We start from the raw sequence: 18,999 nt of genomic DNA on the forward strand, positions 1-18,999 counted from the left end.
CACAGGTCTTCAAGAACATGCATCCGGTTATGCTTACGCCTTACTGTCCTGTGTTGCACTTGATTTGACAATTGGGGGCTTGCATACAGGCATCGTTAACAGCTGTTTACTATCCCTATAAGGGAAGTCTAGGTGTACTATTAATAAAGGACTATGAAATAAATAATTTTAGGAGGTCATGGGTAATGGGATTGACACTAGATGATTTAAAAAATAGAGAACCTAAAATTGATTTTGAACATATGGGGTGGGATGAGTTACTTAAATACCGGTTTATGTCGTTATCAGATGAAGACCTTAAAGCCGCTGCTAAACGTGGTCAGGAGTTAATGGATCAGAGAAAAGAGCAAAAGGAAAAGGACAATTCTTAGTGCTCTTCATGTTAAAAGGAGGGAGAATGGCTTGAACATTTGTACCACTTTCACTGCAAAGCATTGCAATCTTAATTGCCATACTTGATAATAGAGAAGTTGCCTAACCCACACTAGCAACAGTGGGGAGGTGAACTCTTATGTTTCAAAATCTTTTTGCGCCACTTGTTGTTGGCATCCTAGTCGCCTTATTCACGGACTGGTTAGATCGTAGACGGCATAGGTAGTTTTAGGTAACATCCAACCCACCCGTTTATTTACATAGACGTATAAAAAAGGCCCTGACTACTCCACATAGTCAGGGCCTTTGGTGAACTCAATGTTCCAAAATCCTTTTGTGCTTTCAGTATAACACACTTGTGTCATACCTCAAATGTAGTAGATTCCATTTGTGATAGTGACAAGCAGCATTTAAAGAGAAATAAAAACTGCTAGCCAATTTAAGCTAACAGTTCCCACCGCCCGTGCATGATGATTCTTGTGTGCCAGTCACCAAAAGGTTACCATCGGTTACCATATTGTGTTGATTTATGAAATTGGAGAAAAATAAAAATGCCGTATTACCGGCATTTCAAGGGGTTATAACAATCCGTTTCTGGTGCTTTATGGAGCTGGCGGGGATCGAACCGCTATTTTTAACACTACCGCTGTGACGCGGTTTAATAGGGTTCTAAGCCATTTTCAAAATTCAGTAAATGCCATATTAACTGCCATCCGGTCAATTTTAGCCGGTTTTTTGGCAGTTTCGTGGGTGTTAGGATTCCATGAATCGGATTAATTTATCGGTCGTATTTTGCCGCTGTTGGTCTGAGACGTGAGCATAAACATTCATGACAGTATCAATATCGGTATCGCCTAAACGGTCTTGTACTTCCTTGAGGGATGCACCAGCTTCTAAAAGAATAGTTGCGTGAGTGTGACGTAGCTTGTGGATCGTGATGTTGGGTAATTCAGGTTTATCATCAACGATAGCGTGCAGCCACTTACCCGGTGTGTTTAGGGATTTCATCCCGTTCTTAGAACTGGCGAAAACCAATTGTTCTGGCTGCATGGTGTTGTACCCAAGTATGAGGTAGACCCGTTGTTGCCGAACCCGCCATTTTTTCAGGTACTTTACCGTAGTGGGATCTAAGATAATTGTTCGCCGACCACTCTTAGTTTTAGGCGGCTGAATAATCTGCTTACCCCCGGTACCTTGCGTGATGGTCTTGTTGACCTGTAGTGTGCCTTGCTTGAAATTAATATCATGCCAAGTCAGGGCCAGACACTCCCCGCGCCGAATGCCGGTATAAGCCAGCACCCGAAACAGCGTGTACTTTTCGGCTTCTTCCACCGGGTCAATGAAGCTAAAGAAGTGGATGAGCTGTTCTTTCGTCCAAAACTTATTGGCGTCGCGCTGCCAACCGTCCCGACGCTGAGGCATGGTGACCATTGCCGCCGGGTTCTTAGTGATATAGCCTTGTTTTAAGGCGTACTGGAAGACCTTGTTGGCAAAGTTGTACCAACGCTTGTAGTTTACCTTGACCTCTTTAAACCACTGGTTAAGCGCCCGTTGGACGTCTGATAACGTGATTGTCCTAATACGCTTCTTACCAAAAGCTGGTAGAATATGGTTATCGAATATCTTAGGTACCCGAACGGTCGTACTTTCGCGAACGGTGTTGGTATAAGACGCGTACCATTCCTGATAGACCTGTTCAAATAAAATATTATTATCTTTTTCATTGAAGCTACCCTTACTGATTTCTAGTTCTAACCTAGAAGCGGCAAGGGTGGCTTCTTTTTGCGTTTTAAAGCCCCGGCGTGAGGTTTTACGGGGCTTACCAGTCTGTGGATTGATTCCCACGTAGAGTTGAAACTGGTAGCGTTTTTGGCCGTTACGGTCAGTGTATTGTTTGATGCTTGCCATGGTTCTCTATTCCTTTCATACCAGCGGTGGTAGGTATGTAGGGATAAAGCTAGTCTTTCTTTTCGATACGTCTAATATTCCTAGTTGCAGCTTTGTTTTGAAGAAATGTTTGAAGTTGCCGACGTGCCACGCTGTTAAGTTTCTTTGTTCGTTCTTCATTCGATACCTTGTCTAAAATCATTTGTGCGTTTAAGTTTTCAAGGTTTGTAAGAACAAGTAGCTGTTCCATAGAAGCGTTGTCACGTATGTTTCCCTTGGCATTAGGATTTTGTAATCGCCAATTAGCCGCCGTGATACCAAAAAGTGCAATGTTTAAACGATCAGCTTCACTAGCATAAGTGAATTTCACTTCCTGTGGAGTAAGTTTTTGAGGAATTAGCGTCTCTTTAATGGCATCGGTGTGTAGTCGATAGTTAGCTTTGGAGAGAGCGCGGTTTAAAGTCCAGTCCAGGTTGAAATGACTTTCAGAACTTTGTTTCAGTTGCTGATAGTCCTTGATTAAGTAAAGACGAAATTCAGGAGAAATCCAGGAGGCAAATTCAAAGGCAATATCTGAATGTGCGTAGGTACCACCGTGACGACCGGGCTGTGAAGTGATACCTGATGCTTGGGTGAGGGTGATCCACTTCTTGGGGGACATAATAAATGAGTTTGCACCCGTTTCAGATAGAATCTCAGCATACTTTTCGTTATCGAATTTGGGGTTATTCATTTGTTCCCAGATACCAAGAAACTCCAATGTATTTCTGCTCCTAAGCCAGTTCTTAATTAAGTCAGCGGGGGTATCAGGAGACTTATATTTGGCGATACCCGTAAGACTAATAAAATCATTATTGCTAGTTCCGTCGTTAAATAAATCAATGTCAGTTCCCTTAACGTTAATTGATGTGTGTTCACGAGTCATTAATAGTACTTCCTTTCCTAAACTGGTCGAAATCGACCAGTTTTAGTGTAGAGCCTGTGGATAACTTTTTTTAAGATACGTCACTATTCCTTTCATACCAGCGGTGGTAGGTATGTAGGAAAATCTAAGAAATTAAAGAATTGCTTTCATCAAGTAAGGCATCAGTTGGCGTGTTTTTATCACTGTGGTGTAATTAATATTTTCGGCTTTTTCTTGAAAATCAACAAGTTTAAGATTCCAATGGATAACGAAAATTGGAACTGCAGAATTCTTGATAGTAAATACTTTTCCAGCTAGTTGTTCGTCTACTTTCATGAGTTCGAGACAAAATGATATTAAGAATTTAATAGAAAAATCATGAGTTAACATGTCTTGTGACTGTAAAGAATTATCAACCAGTTCTGTTAGGCTTTTTGCGGCTTTATTGGTGTCCTTGTTGTCTAAAGAATTGCTAAGACTTTTTTGAATATTTTTGGTTGCGTCTCTTTGTCCATTAAGAGGATTGCTAGGTAGGTTAAATCCAGGATGGCTTTTGCCATTAAAAATAATTCTATTGAATATGCTTCTATCCGAAGAATCAGGTTGAGGGGAAGAAAAAATAAAAATATCATCTATAAAGGAAAAAGTAGCTTTGCCAGATACTTGAAAGTGTTGTCCAGTAGTCTTGTTCTTTTGGGTAGCAACAAAATTGATTCTATCATCATTGATCTTTAACTTAGAAATGCTTAATACCTCGTCCGAACTAAAATGTAAAATCTCTTCAACTGGAACATCAAGTATATTGATTAGGGAATTTAACGTATTGAATTTTATTCCGTTTGTTTTGTTATCAGCTAGTTGGGTTAAAGTTTTTCTTGATATTTGGGTTGCAGTGGATAAATCACTGATGGATATTTTATTTTTATCTAGAATTTTTCTTAAATTGCTTTCAATCATATTAGCTCCACTCCTCCTTTTAAGTTCGATTCTACTCTTAAAGGTTCCAAAAAGGAACATAAAAGTGACGTTAAGGTTGCAAAACACTTATTTGGGTAGTAGGATTAACATAAATCGATAATATGATACCTATAAGAACGGAGTGGTAATATCGAAAATCGACTGTCAGCAATTCTTGGAGCACGTCTAATCAGCATTTCGGATTTGCACGAGGCAACGGGAATATCGAGAAAAACTCTAGCAAATATTTACTACAAAAGAGCTAAAAATGCTAAGTTATCCACTTTAAGAGTTATTTGTGATTACTTGCAAATTCCGTTATCAGAGTTGATTGAGTACACGCCAAAAGAATTGGTCAAGGAGGCCTAGCTAGTGAACGACCTAGTTTTCTTATCATCCCCGCGGGTGGGTGCCAAAACGTTTACCACCGGGGATGTGATTGCAAAGTATGCCGGGATTGAACATTAAGGGGGTGATTTTCCAGATTACGTTGGCGTTGCCAACAGCAGCAAAATGAGGGGGCTTAGATTGTGGATGAACAGGCGTTGCGGGTAATGTTACCGCCTGAATATGATGAACAACTAAAGAAGCAAGTCATGACAACGATTGAGGTGGCCATTAAAGAGGCTAGGCGACAGACCGCCATAGATAGCCCCTGGTTGCCATCTAAGCAGGCCATTGCGAAGTGGCTAGAATTGTCACCGGGAACACTAACCATACTGATTAACAACGGCCTTCCAATCCATTTTCTTCCTGAGGTAGATAAGGCAGTTGGCAATAAGCGAGAAATTACTGAGTGGATGTTGAAGTTGTAGACAAAACCAGCGGTGGTAGGTATTCAGTAATTAAGACGCGGGCCATGAAAGAAGGTGGTTGGATCATGTTATTGGTAAATGGCACGGTGGACAGGAGGTTTAAGTAAGAAGGACGCAACTTGCTACTTAGTTTTAGATTGGAGAATAGCGTAATGGAATTAGAGCATACAAAAAGCGTGTACCCTAACTTTGGCGAGTCCGGTACACGCAATGATTTCAAGCACTTGTATGCTTTTTTCATTGTCTATTCTAGCGGATTTTAGGAAATGAGGCAATGCTATATGGAGAAACAACAATTAGATACGTCCGTGCTGACAGCAGCATTAGAGACGTTGCGACAAGGACAATCCCAAGTTTCAAAGGGGCAAGAGACTAACAGTGCTGCTATTGCAATGTGCGAGTTAGTGCAGCCGACGCTAGTTAGTAAATCCCAAGGGAAAGACTACTTTAAGTACAGTGACAGTGAACTGAGGAGCATGTTGGATGATCGCGATTTAATCATCTATCAAGCGGCCCAAGTAATCGCGGTGCTGGCAGATAAAGCAATGGACTTGGATAGCCTGTTAGGCCATACCGAGAATGCATTTAAAAAGTCAGTTGATTATCTAACCAGCAAAGACGAAAGCGAGGCAGCTACCCATGAATAAAACACGGCATCTTTCACAAACACTGCATGAAGCTAACGTTGCCTTAAATGGCACCTTAATTCAATTGGACCACTTACAAGAGCTTATTGGCAGGGTAAATATGCCTGATAAGCGCCGACAAGCTATTAACCAACAGATCCATCGGCTAACAGTCAACAATGCTAGCGTGCGGGACTCACTTAACATCATCCCCCGTTGTGGCCGCGTAGATTAGGGGTGATCACGGTGGATAGAAAGACGTATGCACTGGCACTAGCCAAGCAAGGATTTAAGCTATTCCCACTGATTGCCAACACTAAGAAGCCACCTAGAGGGATGGACGGTTATAAGTCAGCGACAAGCGATTTACAGGCCGTTTCAGGCTGGTTTGAAGTAGAACCAGCCACTAACATTGGATTGCGTTTAGATACGTCTAATCTGCTGGTAGTGGACGTTGACCGGCATACTAGCGGTAGTGATGGTGTGGCTAGTCTTGCTGAATTAAAGCGGACTGGCTATGAGTTGCCGACTGACACTTACATTGAGAAGACGCCGGGTAGTGGCCTGCATTTGTTTCTGAGTGTGGCCGGGACTAACGAGCATCCCCAACGTAAGGTAAATTGGCGGCCGGGTGTAGATGTACTGACTGACTTTGTGGTGATTGCCCCTAGTGTGATTGGTGGGCGATCGTACCAGCCGGTAGGTAGTCAGCAGCTAACTCAAGCAGTGGCGGCCCCTGACTGGCTACTAAGTGACTTGTCCAAAAAGAAAGTGAACGTGTCACGAGGAAATGCCACGCCAACACGTAAAACGTGGACAGGCCGTTGGTTAGATGATCTGGTACAAGGAACGGCGGCGGGCAACCGCAACGTGTTTCTTACCTCGTTGGTAGGCAAAATATTTAATACCGGCTGCCAGAGTGCGACGGCCTATGAGTTGTTGCAAGTTGCCAACGACCATTTAGACACGCCACTGCCAAGTAGTGAGGTCAATCAGATATTTAAGTCAGTTTTGAAGCGATTGTGAGGTGATAGTGTGGATGAAGAAGCTAAACGGTTAGCAGCTAATCGGGATAAGAAAATCGAAGCGGCCTCTAAGTCCGACTGGAAGAGTGAGCTGAGATTAACCACTAATGGCGGTATTAAGAAAAGCATCTTTAATATCTGTGTGTATTTAGATAACGACCCCAAGTTAAAGGGATTGCTGGCATTTGATGAGTTTACCGACCAAGTTTTTAAACGGCATGACTGTAAGGCAATCGGCTTTAAGCGTGGAACATGGGTGGATGCCGACGACTCATTACTAAGAGCTTACTTGGATCGTGCCTATAACATTACTTTCTCAAAGGATAATATGTTAGACGCGCTGGTTACCACGGCCATGAAACACACCGTTAATCCTATGAAAGAGCGGATTATGAAAGGCGGTAAGTGGGATGGTAAGCCCCGTGCGGAGAGTTTCTTTATTGATTACCTAGGAGCTGCCGACAATCACTATACCCGAATGGTTACGCGTAAGTGGTTAACCGGGGCAATTGCTAGGGTCTATCATCCCGGCTGTAAGTTTGAGATCATCCCCATACTGGAAGGGCCGCAAGGGTTAGGCAAAAGTACCACAGTGGGGTTACTGGCACCGGATTACTTCAATGACTCAATGAAAGGCATGGGTAAACACAAGGATGATTACCAGCAGCTAATTGGTAGTTGGGTGATTGAAATTGCGGAGCTTTCAGCCATGAAGAAAACGGATATTGAGGGTATCAAGAATTTTACCAGTGCCGTTTCGGATTACTACCGCAACAGTTATGGGCGCGTAGCCACTAGGCACCCACGTAAGAACGTCTTTATTGGCACCACTAATCAGCAGGACTATTTAAAGGATGCTACCGGTGAACGCCGGTTTTATCCCATTCGCTGTGGTGTGACAAAAGCTATTAAGAGTCCTTGGAAAGCTAACGATCATGATATTCAACAGATATTATTGGAGGCTAAAAGCTGGTATGACAACGAGGAACCTTTGTATTTTGACCGTGAGACGTTGCGTGAAGCCAAGCAGTACCAGCAGGGTGCCCAAGCGATTAATCCCATGAAAGACGCGGTAGAGGATTATCTAAGGATGATGGTACCTACTAATTGGGATGAGTTAAGTCTCAGCGTGAAGCATAGCTACTTTACCCGGATGGTTGACGGTGGTAATGAGGCCGTTGCCAAGTGGCTTGATGGCAAGCTGACTGACAAGCGAGAGCCATTACAGAAAACCTCAACGACTGAGATACTTGCCGTAGTTTTTAACAAGCAAGTGGACAGTTTCTTTTCCGGCCAGCTTAACCGGGATGCTAAGCGCTTGAAGTTGATTATGGATAATGAGGATGGATGGGGCTATCGTTCCAATGTAGTTATTTCTGGAAAGCGGCAACGAGGTTACCACCGAAAATAATAAATCTCTAAAATACCTGTGTTACCTGTGTAGGTGTGTATAGCCCCGGTATTAAAGGCTTTTAGGAGTAGCTAACCCGTGTACAACGTGTGTATACCTGTGTAGGAATAACACGGGTGTACACGGGATTAACACAGGTAGTCAACGCTAAGAATGTTGATATAGCGACGTTCTACACACTAACACGGGATACACAGGTATTTACGTTAACACTTAGAAAAAATAAAATCCCTCAGCTTAACCGAGGGGGAGAAAGCGAGTGACGAAACATGAAACCAAGTATGATCGAACATGATGTATTGAATGCCATCCCCATTGGTGGGGAAAGCCCCGCTAGTACGGATGATATTGGCAAGCTAACTGGTTTAACCATTCGGGCCGTACGGGAGTCTATTAGTAATCTGGTCAATGTGTACGGTGTCCCTATCGTGGCGTTGCGTGGCCGAAACAACGGTGTATTTATTGCCACTACTGAGGAAGAGCGGCAAATTGGTATCGCTGGCTATAAACACCAGATTAATAGCATGAATATCCGCCTAACGGCCATTCAGAAGGCCGACCTAGTTAATTGGAAGGCCAACCTAAAGCCAGTGATTGCCCCAATGGATGGGGATGGGGGTGCTGAAAGTGTCAGCTAAAACTAAAGAAAGCCAGCAACTTGCCTGTATGTTTAGACACCAGCAGCGTGTTGTTAGGCAGTTGAATGCCGTGGATGCAGCCATTGACCGCCTGACTAGGGTAAGCAATACCGGCAGTGTACCGCGACCGTGGTTAAAATTGCGGATTAAATTACTACGGCGGCGGGTACATCGGATCCGTTGGCACCAGGTTAAGAATAGCGAGCGGATTTCACGTTTTGCGAAGCAACATCCCCAGTATATGGATGAACATGGTTGGCAACTAATGGTTGAGTTAATTGGCGACAAGTGATGTGCGCAATTTTACGCGTATCAGTTACGTTGGTCCCGGTGTCTAACGGAATTAACCCGGTTAGCGGGGGTGGAAACCGGATAAACATGATGTTGTTATGGTATTGGAGCAGTTTTAAGTGGAGGTGAGGCTGATGAGAATTGTTTACCCACAGCTAGTGGAAGATGCCTATAAGGTCGCTGCACAGGCCGGGACAATCAAGCCGGATAAAGTGAACGACGTTAAGGCACAGATTTACCGGATCATGGTTCAAAAGGGGATGTTGAACGAGGATGGCTCCCCAACTCAAAAAGCAATTGATACAGGGATTGCTAACGGTCTTAACGAGGATTCGCAAGATGATTGTGATCCGGATACCGTAGCGGAGTTGAAGCAGTTGTACCCCATGTATGAGGGATTCAACGACAAGCATTTTCTTAAAACAAACGAAGGGTGGGTAGTGGACGGTCAGGTAATCCGTAGCGTTGCTAACCAAGTATTACATGATCCGGATAGTACGGCGAAACAACGACAGGCAGCGTATGCTATGTTGCAACAGGTAGAAAAATATCCAAAATAAAAGAGCCGCTTTAACGGCCCGAAAGTAAGAAGCCACCCCGCCCCTCATTGGTAAGTATACCATGAGTATTAGACGAGATGGCTTCTATATTGTTTTGAAAAAACCGCCCGGCAGCAGTCTCTCACCAAATTAACCTAACACAGTCATTGTATCATAATTGCTAAAGTTGCGTGATTCTACTACCTGCTAAAACCTGCCAGTTAAACAGTGAACATAGAATGAACGACCTGACAAAACTTGACATAGCTTAACATAACTTAACATCTTTCTTGCCAGCAAGGTTATGGATCGGAGCGTTCTAAAATAGATATAACTTTTTGGGAAATAAACACAACACAAAATTCTAAGTGATTTATTGATATAGCAGCATTTGTGGGTTGTTTTGCAAAGGGAACGTTACCAATGAAAAGGAACGCTATTCGGATATATCGGACACCCTAAAGGGAAATGTGGAGATTGTGGAGGCCCTAAAAAAGATAACCATCCCGACATTTGCGACGCCCTAAAAAAGAGAATTATCCTGACATTTCTGACACCCTAAAAGGATTTTTGCAGATATTGCAGTCTTTAAAAAAGGGCGTCGCTACGGGATAAGCAGAGTGCAATGAATGATTGCTATTAATTGCTAAGGTTTTACAAGGTTTGGGTGAGTTGTAATGCTGACAATTGATAAGGTTTTGGGACCTAGGAAATGCTAACATTTGTTAACGTTTTTGATGTTAGAATATACCAACATTTGCCAACATTTTGGAGCGTTCGGATGATTGGAAATGCTAGGTCATTAAAGAGGCTAGAGATGTTTCTGAATTGAAAGTGTCGCCCTACCCGGCAAGTGACTAGTAAATTTAAAGTGGGATGATCGTGGTCAGAATCTCCCATTGATAAGTAACGTTACCGTTGCACTGCAATCGTTGCGCGTTGCAATCATTGTACGCTTACTGGATAATAGAGGAGTTGCCCAACCCACACTAGCAACAGTGGGGAGGTGTAGTAAATGTTCGCTTCGTTTTTCGCCCCGCTTGCGGTTGGACTCCTAGTAGCCCTGTTTACGGACTGGTTAGACCGTAGACGCCACAAGTAAAACAGTATTAGGCAACATCTAACCCACCCGTTTAGTTACATAGACGTATAAAAAAGCCCCTGACTACTTGCGATAGTCAGGGGCTTTGGTGTAATCAATATTACTTCGTTTTTCGCAACATCAGTATAACAGAAATTGGCTGAATAGGGTAACTAAAAAGTAAAGCAAAATAAAAACTGCTAGCCGTTAAGCTAACAGTTCAATTCCTACCACCGCTGGTTTATTTGAGTAGTTCCGTAAATGCCATTTTGAATGCCATTGACTGCCATTCTATGGTTATCTATGTGATACATCGAAACTTGAAACCCTATAACCACGGTGTTAAGACGGTGCTTACAACATGGGATTTTCTGACTAATGGAGCTGGCGGGGATCGAACCCGCGTCCTAGCATATTGCCAACTCAACGTCTACACGCATAGGCAGACTATTTAAAGTTTCACTGAATAACTTGCCGCCTGTCAGGGCCCACATACTCAGCTAACCTGATTTATCTCTTCTAACGTACTTCAGGTGGGAGCCGTTAGCGTAAGCCCGTTAAAGTTAGGACCCAGATCTAGACCGCGGGCAAGCCTAGGAGGATCTACGTTAAGCGCCTATTAAGCAGCTAAAGCGTAAGAATTTTTATCATTTTTTGCAGTTATAATGAACTGGACCTTTTAACGTAGATGCCGCTACGACGCGCAGTCAAGCTTCAACCTATACCAGTCGAATCCAGAACAGCCCCATATTGTTACTGATATAGTGTACCATACCTCAGGATTTCTGCAAAATATTTGCTTGGCTACCGAGATTTTAAGGCCGGATGCAGGTGGTAGATATAGTATAATAAGAACTAGACTGTCTGGCAGAATTGTGCCGGGGACTTCACCGCAAGGGGCGCCCCCGTGGCAAGTTTGTTAGGTTAGTGGTAAATTAAGGTTGACGTTCCGGCTACTGACCGTTGTGGGGCACGCGACCGCGGCGGTGTCGACTGAAAATGACCGATTGTCACGACTACTGGATGCCAGCGAAAAGTTACAGAAACTTCATAGTTCTGTCACTGCCAGTTCTGTTTCCCTTGGTAGGTTTAAGACAACTATGACCTACAAACTTTTTGCCGGCTCCGAAAATAACGAAACGTGAATCTGTGGAGGTAGCAATGAAGTTATTAATGATTGAAGATAACCATTCTGTATCGCAAATGATGTCAATGTTTTTTAAGAAGGAAAAGTGGGACGCCCACTTCGCCTATGACGGCAACGAAGCCATGGAGATGTTTTCGGCGACCCCCAATGATTGGGACATGATCACGCTGGACTTGAACCTACCGGGGATGGATGGCATGCAGGTCAGCGCAGAGATCCGCAAGCTGTCGCCGACCGTGCCGATTATCATGTTGACGGCCAGAGATTCCGAAAGCGACCAGGTCTTGGGATTGGAAATGGGGGCTGACGATTACGTCACCAAGCCATTTAGCCCCATTACGCTGATTGCCCGGATCAAGGCCTTGCACCGACGCGCTGAACTTGGCCCGATTTCAAAGGCTAACGAGCAAGATGCCTTGAATGATACCGAGGCGTTTGATGTGGTCACGGAGAACTTCAAGTTGAACACCAAGACCCGTGAAGCCTATCTGAATGACCGGCAAATTCAGGACCTGACGCCTAAGGAATTTGATCTCCTCAAGACGTTGGCCCAAAAGCCACGGCAGGTCTTCTCACGGGAGCAATTACTCCAGCTGGTGTGGGATTACGAGTACTACGGCGACGAACGGACCGTGGACGCCCACATCAAGAAGTTACGGCAAAAGATTGAAAAAGTTGGCCCTCAAATTATTCAGACCGTTTGGGGGGTGGGTTATAAATTTGATGATAGTGGAGCAGATCAGCAATGAAACTAATGTATCAACAGATGTTAGGATTCTTTGCGGCGATTATGATTATTCTGGTGATAATGGGGGTATCCTATTCACAGATGACCCGCCACATGGTGTACAGTAACACCTGGAATTCCCTGGAAAAATATTCAAATAGTCTTATCGAGCAGTCGCTGCGCATTAGTTCACAGAAGCCTAATACGGTGCAGTTTGATACAAATTCGCTAGAGAGTAGCGAGCAGCTCTTGCAAAACCAAGCCATCAGTACCACCATTTATAGCGCGACCAACAAGATCGTGTTCCCGGCCAACGTGTATCAACAAGCCATTGACCAGTCGGACTGGAAAAAATTAAAGAAGAACCAAATCATTCACAAGGTCGTTGATCGGCGCGTTCGTAACAAGAATGGTCGGGTCAGTCCCGCCATGACCGAGGTTATGAAACCTTATTTTTATAATCACAAACTGGTGGCGGTCGTGGTGATGGGGGCTTTTGTCTCCGATATCAATACCAACGTGAACCAGATCAATCACAACCTGATGAAGGCGCTGCTGGTGTCCTTCTTAGTGGCGGTCGTGGCCAGCTACATCCTGGCGCGGTACTACACGTCGCGGATCAACCGGCTGCGGAAGGCGACCAATCAAGTGGCCAAGGGTAATTACGACATCCAAATGGCCAGTCGGGACCGTGATGAAATTGATGACCTGATCAACGATTTTAACGGCATGGCCCACTCGTTAAAAGAATCACAAGAAGAGATTCAACGCCAAGAAGAACGACGGCGAGAATTCATGGCCAATGCTTCCCACGAAATGCGGACGCCACTGACGACCATCAACGGCCTGTTGGAGGGCTTGGCGTACGACGCGATTCCCGAGGAGAGCAAGGAAGAAAGTATCGACCTGATGCGCAGTGAGACCAGTCGGCTGATCCGGTTGGTCAATGAAAACCTGGACTACGAAAAGATTCGTTCCAACCAGATTACCCTAAACCTGCATGAATTTAACGCGGTCGATGCGTTGCACAACATTGTCGAGCAGCTGAAGCAAAAGGCCGATGATTCCGGGGATACACTGGAGTTACAAGCCCCCAAGGAAATCGATGTTTACGCCGACTACGACCGGTTTGTTCAGATCATGTTCAATATCACGCAAAATGCCATTCAATTTACCCAACAGGGTCACATCACCTTGTCCGCCCAGCGCGGATATGAAGAGACCATCGTCAAGGTCGCGGATACCGGGATGGGGATGAGTGACGAGCAGCTGCAAAATATTTGGGAACGTTACTACAAGGCCGATCCGTCGCGGAAGAATACCAAGTACGGCGAATCCGGTCTGGGCTTATCCATCGTCCATCAATTGGTTCAGCTGCATCACGGTAAAATCAGCGTCACCAGTAAGGAAGGGGTCGGGACCACCTTCACAGTCATCTTTCCCGACCAACACCAAACCAATTCCCAACGGGCGAAACCGGTGGAGTAGGGACGGATGGTCATTGGCGAACGCTCGGCTATGGTAGTGGGTCTCACCAATCCCATCAACACACGAGCCAATCGTAAACTGAGCAGAATTATTTTTACAGCGAAGTTGGTCCCCAAACATGGTACAATGGGAGGACCACTTAAGGAGGAAACTTTTGAAACGAGTACAAATTATCGGGAAGTCCGTTCGTAAATTCGAGGACGGCTATCCCATCGTGTCTTTAACTGACTTAGAAAATCGCAACGACTTTGAAAATGGCGCCTGGGTCCAATTGGAAAACCACGGCCACTTTGCGGCCACGGCGTACTTTGCCAAGCAACACCGCGGTATCGGGTACATCCTGAGCTTGCGGGAAAACGAACCCATCGACGAGCGCTTCTTTGCGGCCAAATTCCGGTCCGCAGTGGGGCGGCGGATGGCGTTTGCGGACCAGTCTGCTTATCGCCTCTTCAATGGCACGGCGGACGGTCTAGGTGGCTTAGCCGTTGATGTCTTCAATGGCATCTACGTCTTCCGCTGGGAGAACACGGCCTTGAAGCAACAAGCGCGCCTGATCTATGCGGGCTTTGAACGCGCCGTGGGCAAGGGCAAGACAGTCGTCGCCGTCACGCCGGGTCAAGAAAACGCGCAACTGATTACGGGAACCTTACCCGATCAACCGATGCCGGTCTTGGAAAATGGCGTGACTTACCCCGTTGACCTGACCGTGGGCCGTTCCCAGTTGGCACTGGAATTCCGGCAGATTCGTGACTGGGTTAAGCAGACCAGCAAGCAAAAGAAAATCTTGAACTTGTTCAGTGCAGAAACGGGTATCGTTGCGGCAGCCATGGTCGGTGGCGCAACGGAAGCGGTGACGGTCGATCCAACCAACCGGGCGACGACGGCCTTACAGGCACAGTTAGCTGCCAATAACTTGGAACAGGCACCGGTGGAAATGCGGACCATGGACGTGGCCAATTACTTGGACTACGCGCAAAAACACGGCTTAACTTTTGATATGATCGCCATCAATCCACCAGCCTTTATTCGGGGCAAGAAGCACGCCTTCACTCTGGAACAAGATCTACCAGGGTTGTTGGAACAGGCTTTTGCGGTGGCCAAAACGGGGACCAAGATTTTGGTAACGACCACGGCACCAAGCTATTCCATGAAGCACTTGCAGCAAACAGTTAATGCTGCTGTCGAAAATTATACCGGTCGTGTAACAGCTTTCAACAACTTCTTATCACCGGATGATTTTTTGACTAACGTTTCAGACCGTCAGAGTGAATCATTAAAGGGTTTACTGTTGTCAGTTGATTAATGAAAACGGGTGAAAACGAATGCAAGAGAGGCCACTTGGTAGGATAGACCACTGACCAAATGGTCTTTTTTTGCGCAATAATGGTTTACTTTTAGAAAAGAAACATTTAAACTTACTATTGCAATTTAAAAAGCGCTTACAGAGAGATTGTCAGATAATGAAACGAGAGTTGAGGTTTGCATAATGGGTATATTATTAGCTTTGATCCCAGCGGTATGTTGGGGTAGTATTGGATTGATCAGTGGTCGTTTGGGCGGGACTTCCTACCAACAAACGTTGGGGATGACCGCGGGGGCCGTTTTGTTCGGACTCTTCTCATTGGTCTACTTCCACAGTGCCTTAACGGGTATGTCAATGTTGGTTGGGGTCGCTTCAGGACTCTGCTGGGCTGTCGGTCAGTTTGAACAGTTCCAATCCATGAAGTTCATCGGCATCTCACGGACCGTGCCAATCTCGACCGGGTTACAACTGGTCGGGACGGCGTTGGCCGGCGTGTTGCTGTTCCACGAATGGAAGACCACGAAGATGGTGACGCTGGGCACGATTGCCGTGATCGTTTTGATCATTGGGGCTGCCATGACGTCCTTGCGAGACAAGCGGGCCGCTGCGGGTTCTAGCCAACCGGTCGAAGCCGGCAAGGGGACCATGGCCATCGTGATCTCCACGATTGGTTACGTGCTCTACACCGTTATCGTCACGGCATCCGGGTTGGATTCCAAGACCATCATCTTCCCACAATCCTTGGGTATGGTCTTAGGGGCCTTGATCTTCGTGATGTTCTCTCGGCAAAAGGTGTGGCACAAGGCCACGGCCAAGAACATTATGACCGGTTTGGTCTGGGGCATTGGGAACTTCTTCATGTTCATGTCCATTCCAACGGTCGGCTTGGCCATTAGCTACTCCCTGGCGCAATGTGGAATCGTTATTTCCACCTTCGGGAGCATCTGGTTACTGGGTGAAAAGAAGACTGGACGCGAAATGGTCTACATCACCATCGGGTCACTTTTAGTGGTCGTTGGTGGGGTAACCCTTGGTTTAATGAAATAGTTATAATGGACGGCTAACGTGGGTTGGTCGTCCTTTTTATTTTCTCTAAAATTGTGGACTAGACCATTTACATTTGGGGGGAATGCGTTATAATGGACTAGTCAATAACAATAAAAGTGAGGTTATCTGAATATGGCACATATCGCCTTTGATCGTTCCAAACTTGATCCGTTTATTCATGACAATGAATTGGGAGAAATGCAAGCACTCGTGACCGCTGCGGATGCAGAATTACGTCAGGGTACCGGGGCCGGTAGCGACTTCCGTGACTGGTTGGCGTTGCCCCACGATTATGATAAAGCTGAATTTGCCCGCATTAAGGCGGCAGCCAAGAAGATTCGTTCTGACTCTGAAGTCTTGATCGTCATCGGTATCGGGGGCTCTTACCTCGGTGCCAAGATGGCCGTGGACTTCTTACACGATACCTTCTTCAACTACCTGCCTGCTGAAAAGCGTCAGGGACCTCAAGTCTTCTTTGCTGGGAACTCTATCAGCCCAGACTACGTGCATGACCTGATCAACCTGATCGGCGACCGCGACTTCTCCGTGAACATTATTTCGAAGTCCGGGACCACGACGGAACCGTCCATTGCCTTCCGGATCTTCAAGGACCTATTGGTCAAGAAGTACGGGGCAGACGGTGCCAAGAGCCGGATCTACGTCACGACCGACAAGCAACGCGGGGCTTTGAAGACCGAAGCCGACGCTGCTGGTTACGAAACATTCGTCATTCCTGACGGCGTGGGTGGTCGTTACTCCGTCTTAACTGCCGTTGGGTTGTTGCCGATCGCCGCTTCTGGTGCGGATATTGACGAATTGATGAAGGGGGCTGCCGACGCTCAAGACGCCTACACCAACCCTGATTTGACCAAGAACGAAGCTTACCAATACGCCGCTTTGCGGAACATTTTATACCGCAAGGGTTACACGACAGAATTGCTGGAAAACTACGAACCACGCCTGCAATACTTCGCCGAATGGTGGAAGCAATTGATGGGTGAATCTGAAGGGAAAGACCAAAAGGGCATCTACCCATCCTCCGCGAACTTCAGTACCGACCTGCACTCCTTGGGTCAATACATCCAAGAAGGTCGCCGGAACCTGATGGAAACGGTCATCACGGTTGACCAGCCACAAAATGATGTTGACGTGCCAAGCGAAGACGATGACTTGGACGGCTTGAAGTACTTGGAAGGCAAGCAAATGAGCTTTGTCAACACTAAGGCTTACCAAGGGGTTGTACTGGCCCACACCGATGGGGGCGTGCCAAACATGAGCGTCCACATCCCTGACCAAACACCTTACACGTTAGGCTACCTGATCTACTTCTTTGAAGTAGCCGTTGCCATTTCTGGTTACTTGAACGGCATTAACCCATTCAACCAACCAGGGGTCGAAGCTTACAAGACCAACATGTTTGCGCTGTTAGGCAAGCCTGGTTTTGAAAAGTTGGGTAAGGAATTAAACGCCCGTCTCTAAAAGTTAAATAAACGCTGAACGCCTAACTGGGAACGCCTGGTTAGGCGTTTTATGTTGCACGCTTGCAACGATGATGGCAAACAATTGTTGGAATAACAACATCTATGCAACAGTGATAGATTTCAAGTGTTAATGTTTTGCTACAGTTAAGTTACAGTCTGTAAAGCTAGGTTACAAATGACCGTCACCCCTTGTCGGTAGCTGATTTGCTCGTTATAGTGAAGGAGTAGGCGGTCAGTCCCTTGGGGTAAGGGGCTGACCCACTATCTTTTTAGATAAGGGGAGATTTTTTTGAAACGCTCGAGGAGTATCTATCTGACTTATACGGGCTGTTTTCTGCTACTTGTGAGTCTAGTTTACGGGATTTTTCTGTTGACGGGTAAGTCATTCATCTGGGAAGGTGATGGACTGGCACAGCATTACCCGATTTTAGTAAAATTTTATACGTGGCTCCATCACGGTGGCTTGACGGGCTGGTCCTGGGATCTGGGACTAGGGGCCGACAAGTTGACGACGTTTTCGTACTACGTGTTGGGTGACCCGTTCAGCTACCTGATTGGCTTATTTCCCAAGCACCATTTGGAAATGGGCTATAACCTGCTGATTTTACTGCGGCTGTATGCCAGTGGACTGGCATTCCTATTCTTTGCCCGGCAACGGTCATTTCGGCCGCTGAGCGTGCTGTTAGGAACCTTAGCGTACACGTTCACCGGCTACAGCCTGTACGTTAGCATTCGCCACCCGTTTTTCCTGTTACCAATGATTTTATTTCCACTGCTGGCTTATGGCATCGACCACGTTTATCGCGGGCGGTCATGGGTGCCACTGGCGGCCTTTACGGGGCTGGCACTCGTCAGCAACTTCTACTTTGCTTACATACTGGCCATCGGCAGCCTGGTATACGCGGTCTTGCGGTATTTGCGCTTGTACCGTGACCAGTCGCTGTCATTAGGAGTCCTGAGTCGACGGCTGATTGGTGCCGGACTGACGGGGTTCCTGTTGGCTGGCGTCTTGTTCATCCCGTCCCTACTGGGCGTGCTGTCGTCGACGCGGGCTGGCGGGCAATTTGCCAACGGGTACGGCTTGTTTCCCGTGAGCTATTACCTGCGGCTCCCCAATGCGCTGGTGACGACCGGTAATCCCATGCGGTTTTGGGTCAACCTCGGCGTGGCTGGACTGACGTTCTTAGAACGTGTTTGGATACTTTGACATTCGATTTGATTTTAGTTAAATTAGATCAAAAACAGGAGTTTTTAATCCAT

General features: G+C 46.1%; 20 protein-coding genes and 1 other RNA gene. 17 read left to right on the top strand and 4 right to left on the bottom strand.

What is annotated here, in order from left to right:
- Nucleotides 1-185: 185 nt before the first annotated feature.
- Together NGM66_RS13355 and NGM66_RS13360 are read left to right on the top strand one after the other, a co-directional pair.
- Entirely contained in the window at nt 186-371 is a 186-nt protein-coding gene (locus NGM66_RS13355; RefSeq protein WP_208910337.1) for a hypothetical protein, read from the top strand.
- A 140-nt stretch (nt 372-511) separates the two neighbouring features.
- A complete protein-coding gene (locus NGM66_RS13360; RefSeq protein WP_168900313.1) occupies nt 512-598 on the top strand; it encodes a type I toxin-antitoxin system Fst family toxin in 87 nt (28 codons plus the stop codon).
- A gap of 527 nt (nt 599-1,125) precedes the next feature.
- On the opposite strand, the gene NGM66_RS13365 is transcribed toward NGM66_RS13360, so the two are convergent.
- The 3 genes from NGM66_RS13365 to NGM66_RS13375 form a co-directional block, all read right to left on the bottom strand.
- A complete protein-coding gene (locus NGM66_RS13365) occupies nt 1,126-2,280 on the bottom strand; it encodes a site-specific integrase (protein WP_208910335.1) in 1,155 nt (384 codons plus the stop codon).
- A 49-nt stretch (nt 2,281-2,329) separates the two neighbouring features.
- Nucleotides 2,330-3,184 (bottom strand): KilA-N domain-containing protein, encoded by an 855-nt coding sequence (locus tag NGM66_RS13370; protein ID WP_208910333.1) that lies wholly within the window; start codon nt 3,182-3,184, stop codon nt 2,330-2,332.
- 132 nt (nt 3,185-3,316) lie between these two features.
- On the bottom strand, nt 3,317-4,120 hold the full coding sequence (locus NGM66_RS13375) for a helix-turn-helix domain-containing protein (RefSeq protein ID WP_208910331.1): 804 nt from the start codon (nt 4,118-4,120) through the stop codon (nt 3,317-3,319).
- A 171-nt stretch (nt 4,121-4,291) separates the two neighbouring features.
- Between NGM66_RS13375 and NGM66_RS13380 the strand changes: the two genes are divergently transcribed.
- The 9 genes from NGM66_RS13380 to NGM66_RS13420 all read left to right on the top strand — a co-directional run bounded on the left by NGM66_RS13380 (nt 4,292) and on the right by NGM66_RS13420 (nt 10,567).
- Nucleotides 4,292-4,489 (top strand): helix-turn-helix domain-containing protein, encoded by a 198-nt coding sequence (locus NGM66_RS13380; protein WP_308707747.1) that lies wholly within the window; start codon nt 4,292-4,294, stop codon nt 4,487-4,489.
- A 161-nt stretch (nt 4,490-4,650) separates the two neighbouring features.
- Nucleotides 4,651-4,935, top strand: coding sequence for a hypothetical protein (locus NGM66_RS13385; protein ID WP_208910328.1), 285 nt, complete (start codon nt 4,651-4,653; stop codon nt 4,933-4,935).
- A 281-nt stretch (nt 4,936-5,216) separates the two neighbouring features.
- Complete coding sequence (locus NGM66_RS13390) at nt 5,217-5,582, top strand: hypothetical protein (RefSeq protein ID WP_208910325.1); 366 nt, start codon at nt 5,217-5,219, stop codon at nt 5,580-5,582.
- A gap of 225 nt (nt 5,583-5,807) precedes the next feature.
- A complete protein-coding gene (locus NGM66_RS13395) occupies nt 5,808-6,587 on the top strand; it encodes a bifunctional DNA primase/polymerase (RefSeq protein ID WP_245155257.1) in 780 nt (259 codons plus the stop codon).
- Nucleotides 6,588-6,596: 9 nt separating this feature from the next.
- Nucleotides 6,597-7,997, top strand: a complete 1,401-nt coding sequence (locus NGM66_RS13400) for a virulence-associated E family protein (protein ID WP_258115801.1) — start codon at nt 6,597-6,599, stop codon at nt 7,995-7,997.
- 269 nt (nt 7,998-8,266) lie between these two features.
- Nucleotides 8,267-8,635: a DNA replication protein gene (locus NGM66_RS13405; protein WP_208910318.1), complete on the top strand. Its 369-nt coding sequence runs from the start codon at nt 8,267-8,269 to the stop codon at nt 8,633-8,635.
- Nucleotides 8,625-8,927: a hypothetical protein gene (locus NGM66_RS13410; protein WP_208910317.1), complete on the top strand. Its 303-nt coding sequence runs from the start codon at nt 8,625-8,627 to the stop codon at nt 8,925-8,927. The genes NGM66_RS13405 and NGM66_RS13410 overlap by 11 nt, the downstream gene beginning before the upstream one ends.
- A gap of 133 nt (nt 8,928-9,060) precedes the next feature.
- The gene (locus NGM66_RS13415; protein ID WP_208910316.1) at nt 9,061-9,486 is read left to right on the top strand and encodes a hypothetical protein; all 426 of its coding nucleotides are present in this window, start codon (nt 9,061-9,063) and stop codon (nt 9,484-9,486) included.
- Nucleotides 9,487-10,480: 994 nt separating this feature from the next.
- Nucleotides 10,481-10,567, top strand: a complete 87-nt coding sequence (locus NGM66_RS13420) for a type I toxin-antitoxin system Fst family toxin (RefSeq protein WP_208911052.1) — start codon at nt 10,481-10,483, stop codon at nt 10,565-10,567.
- Between the two features lie 355 nt (nt 10,568-10,922).
- Here the strand turns inward: NGM66_RS13420 and ssrA are convergent.
- Nucleotides 10,923-11,293, bottom strand: a transfer-messenger RNA (tmRNA) gene (ssrA, locus tag NGM66_RS13425).
- A gap of 414 nt (nt 11,294-11,707) precedes the next feature.
- On the opposite strand from ssrA, the gene NGM66_RS13430 reads away from it, so the two are divergent.
- From NGM66_RS13430 to NGM66_RS13455, 6 genes are all read left to right on the top strand, one after another.
- Nucleotides 11,708-12,442 carry a response regulator transcription factor gene (locus tag NGM66_RS13430; protein ID WP_208910315.1) on the top strand — a complete coding sequence of 245 codons (735 nt, stop codon included), beginning with the start codon at nt 11,708-11,710 and terminating at the stop codon, nt 12,440-12,442.
- Nucleotides 12,439-13,908: an ATP-binding protein gene (locus NGM66_RS13435; RefSeq protein WP_258115802.1), complete on the top strand. Its 1,470-nt coding sequence runs from the start codon at nt 12,439-12,441 to the stop codon at nt 13,906-13,908. The genes NGM66_RS13430 and NGM66_RS13435 overlap by 4 nt, the downstream gene beginning before the upstream one ends.
- 154 nt (nt 13,909-14,062) lie before the next feature.
- Nucleotides 14,063-15,211 (top strand): class I SAM-dependent methyltransferase, encoded by a 1,149-nt coding sequence (locus NGM66_RS13440; RefSeq protein WP_208910313.1) that lies wholly within the window; start codon nt 14,063-14,065, stop codon nt 15,209-15,211.
- A 183-nt stretch (nt 15,212-15,394) separates the two neighbouring features.
- Nucleotides 15,395-16,258 carry a GRP family sugar transporter gene (locus NGM66_RS13445; RefSeq protein WP_208910312.1) on the top strand — a complete coding sequence of 288 codons (864 nt, stop codon included), beginning with the start codon at nt 15,395-15,397 and terminating at the stop codon, nt 16,256-16,258.
- 132 nt (nt 16,259-16,390) lie between these two features.
- Nucleotides 16,391-17,737, top strand: a complete 1,347-nt coding sequence (locus tag NGM66_RS13450) for a glucose-6-phosphate isomerase (RefSeq protein ID WP_258115803.1) — start codon at nt 16,391-16,393, stop codon at nt 17,735-17,737.
- A 345-nt stretch (nt 17,738-18,082) separates the two neighbouring features.
- A complete protein-coding gene (locus NGM66_RS13455; RefSeq protein WP_258115805.1) occupies nt 18,083-18,946 on the top strand; it encodes a YfhO family protein in 864 nt (287 codons plus the stop codon).
- Nucleotides 18,947-18,999: the final 53 nt, after the last annotated feature.

Source organism: Levilactobacillus yiduensis (genome assembly GCF_024718525.1).
Classification (GTDB): Bacteria; Bacillota; Bacilli; order Lactobacillales; family Lactobacillaceae; genus Levilactobacillus; species Levilactobacillus yiduensis.

Excerpts from the sequence above, each read along its gene's own strand:
- NGM66_RS13370 (WP_208910333.1), bottom strand. The coding sequence starts at position 3,184 with ATGACTCGTGAACACACATCAATTAACGTTAAGGGAACTGACATTGAT.
- NGM66_RS13435 (WP_258115802.1), top strand. The coding sequence starts at position 12,439 with ATGAAACTAATGTATCAACAGATGTTAGGATTCTTTGCGGCGATTATG.
- NGM66_RS13355 (WP_208910337.1), top strand. The coding sequence starts at position 186 with ATGGGATTGACACTAGATGATTTAAAAAATAGAGAACCTAAAATTGAT.
- NGM66_RS13405 (WP_208910318.1), top strand. The coding sequence starts at position 8,267 with ATGAAACCAAGTATGATCGAACATGATGTATTGAATGCCATCCCCATT.
- NGM66_RS13420 (WP_208911052.1), top strand. The coding sequence starts at position 10,481 with ATGTTCGCTTCGTTTTTCGCCCCGCTTGCGGTTGGACTCCTAGTAGCC.
- NGM66_RS13450 (WP_258115803.1), top strand. The coding sequence starts at position 16,391 with ATGGCACATATCGCCTTTGATCGTTCCAAACTTGATCCGTTTATTCAT.
- NGM66_RS13360 (WP_168900313.1), top strand. The coding sequence starts at position 512 with ATGTTTCAAAATCTTTTTGCGCCACTTGTTGTTGGCATCCTAGTCGCC.
- NGM66_RS13445 (WP_208910312.1), top strand. The coding sequence starts at position 15,395 with ATGGGTATATTATTAGCTTTGATCCCAGCGGTATGTTGGGGTAGTATT.
- NGM66_RS13430 (WP_208910315.1), top strand. The coding sequence starts at position 11,708 with ATGAAGTTATTAATGATTGAAGATAACCATTCTGTATCGCAAATGATG.
- NGM66_RS13375 (WP_208910331.1), bottom strand. The coding sequence starts at position 4,120 with ATGATTGAAAGCAATTTAAGAAAAATTCTAGATAAAAATAAAATATCC.
- NGM66_RS13365 (WP_208910335.1), bottom strand. The coding sequence starts at position 2,280 with ATGGCAAGCATCAAACAATACACTGACCGTAACGGCCAAAAACGCTAC.
- NGM66_RS13415 (WP_208910316.1), top strand. The coding sequence starts at position 9,061 with ATGAGAATTGTTTACCCACAGCTAGTGGAAGATGCCTATAAGGTCGCT.
- NGM66_RS13390 (WP_208910325.1), top strand. The coding sequence starts at position 5,217 with ATGGAGAAACAACAATTAGATACGTCCGTGCTGACAGCAGCATTAGAG.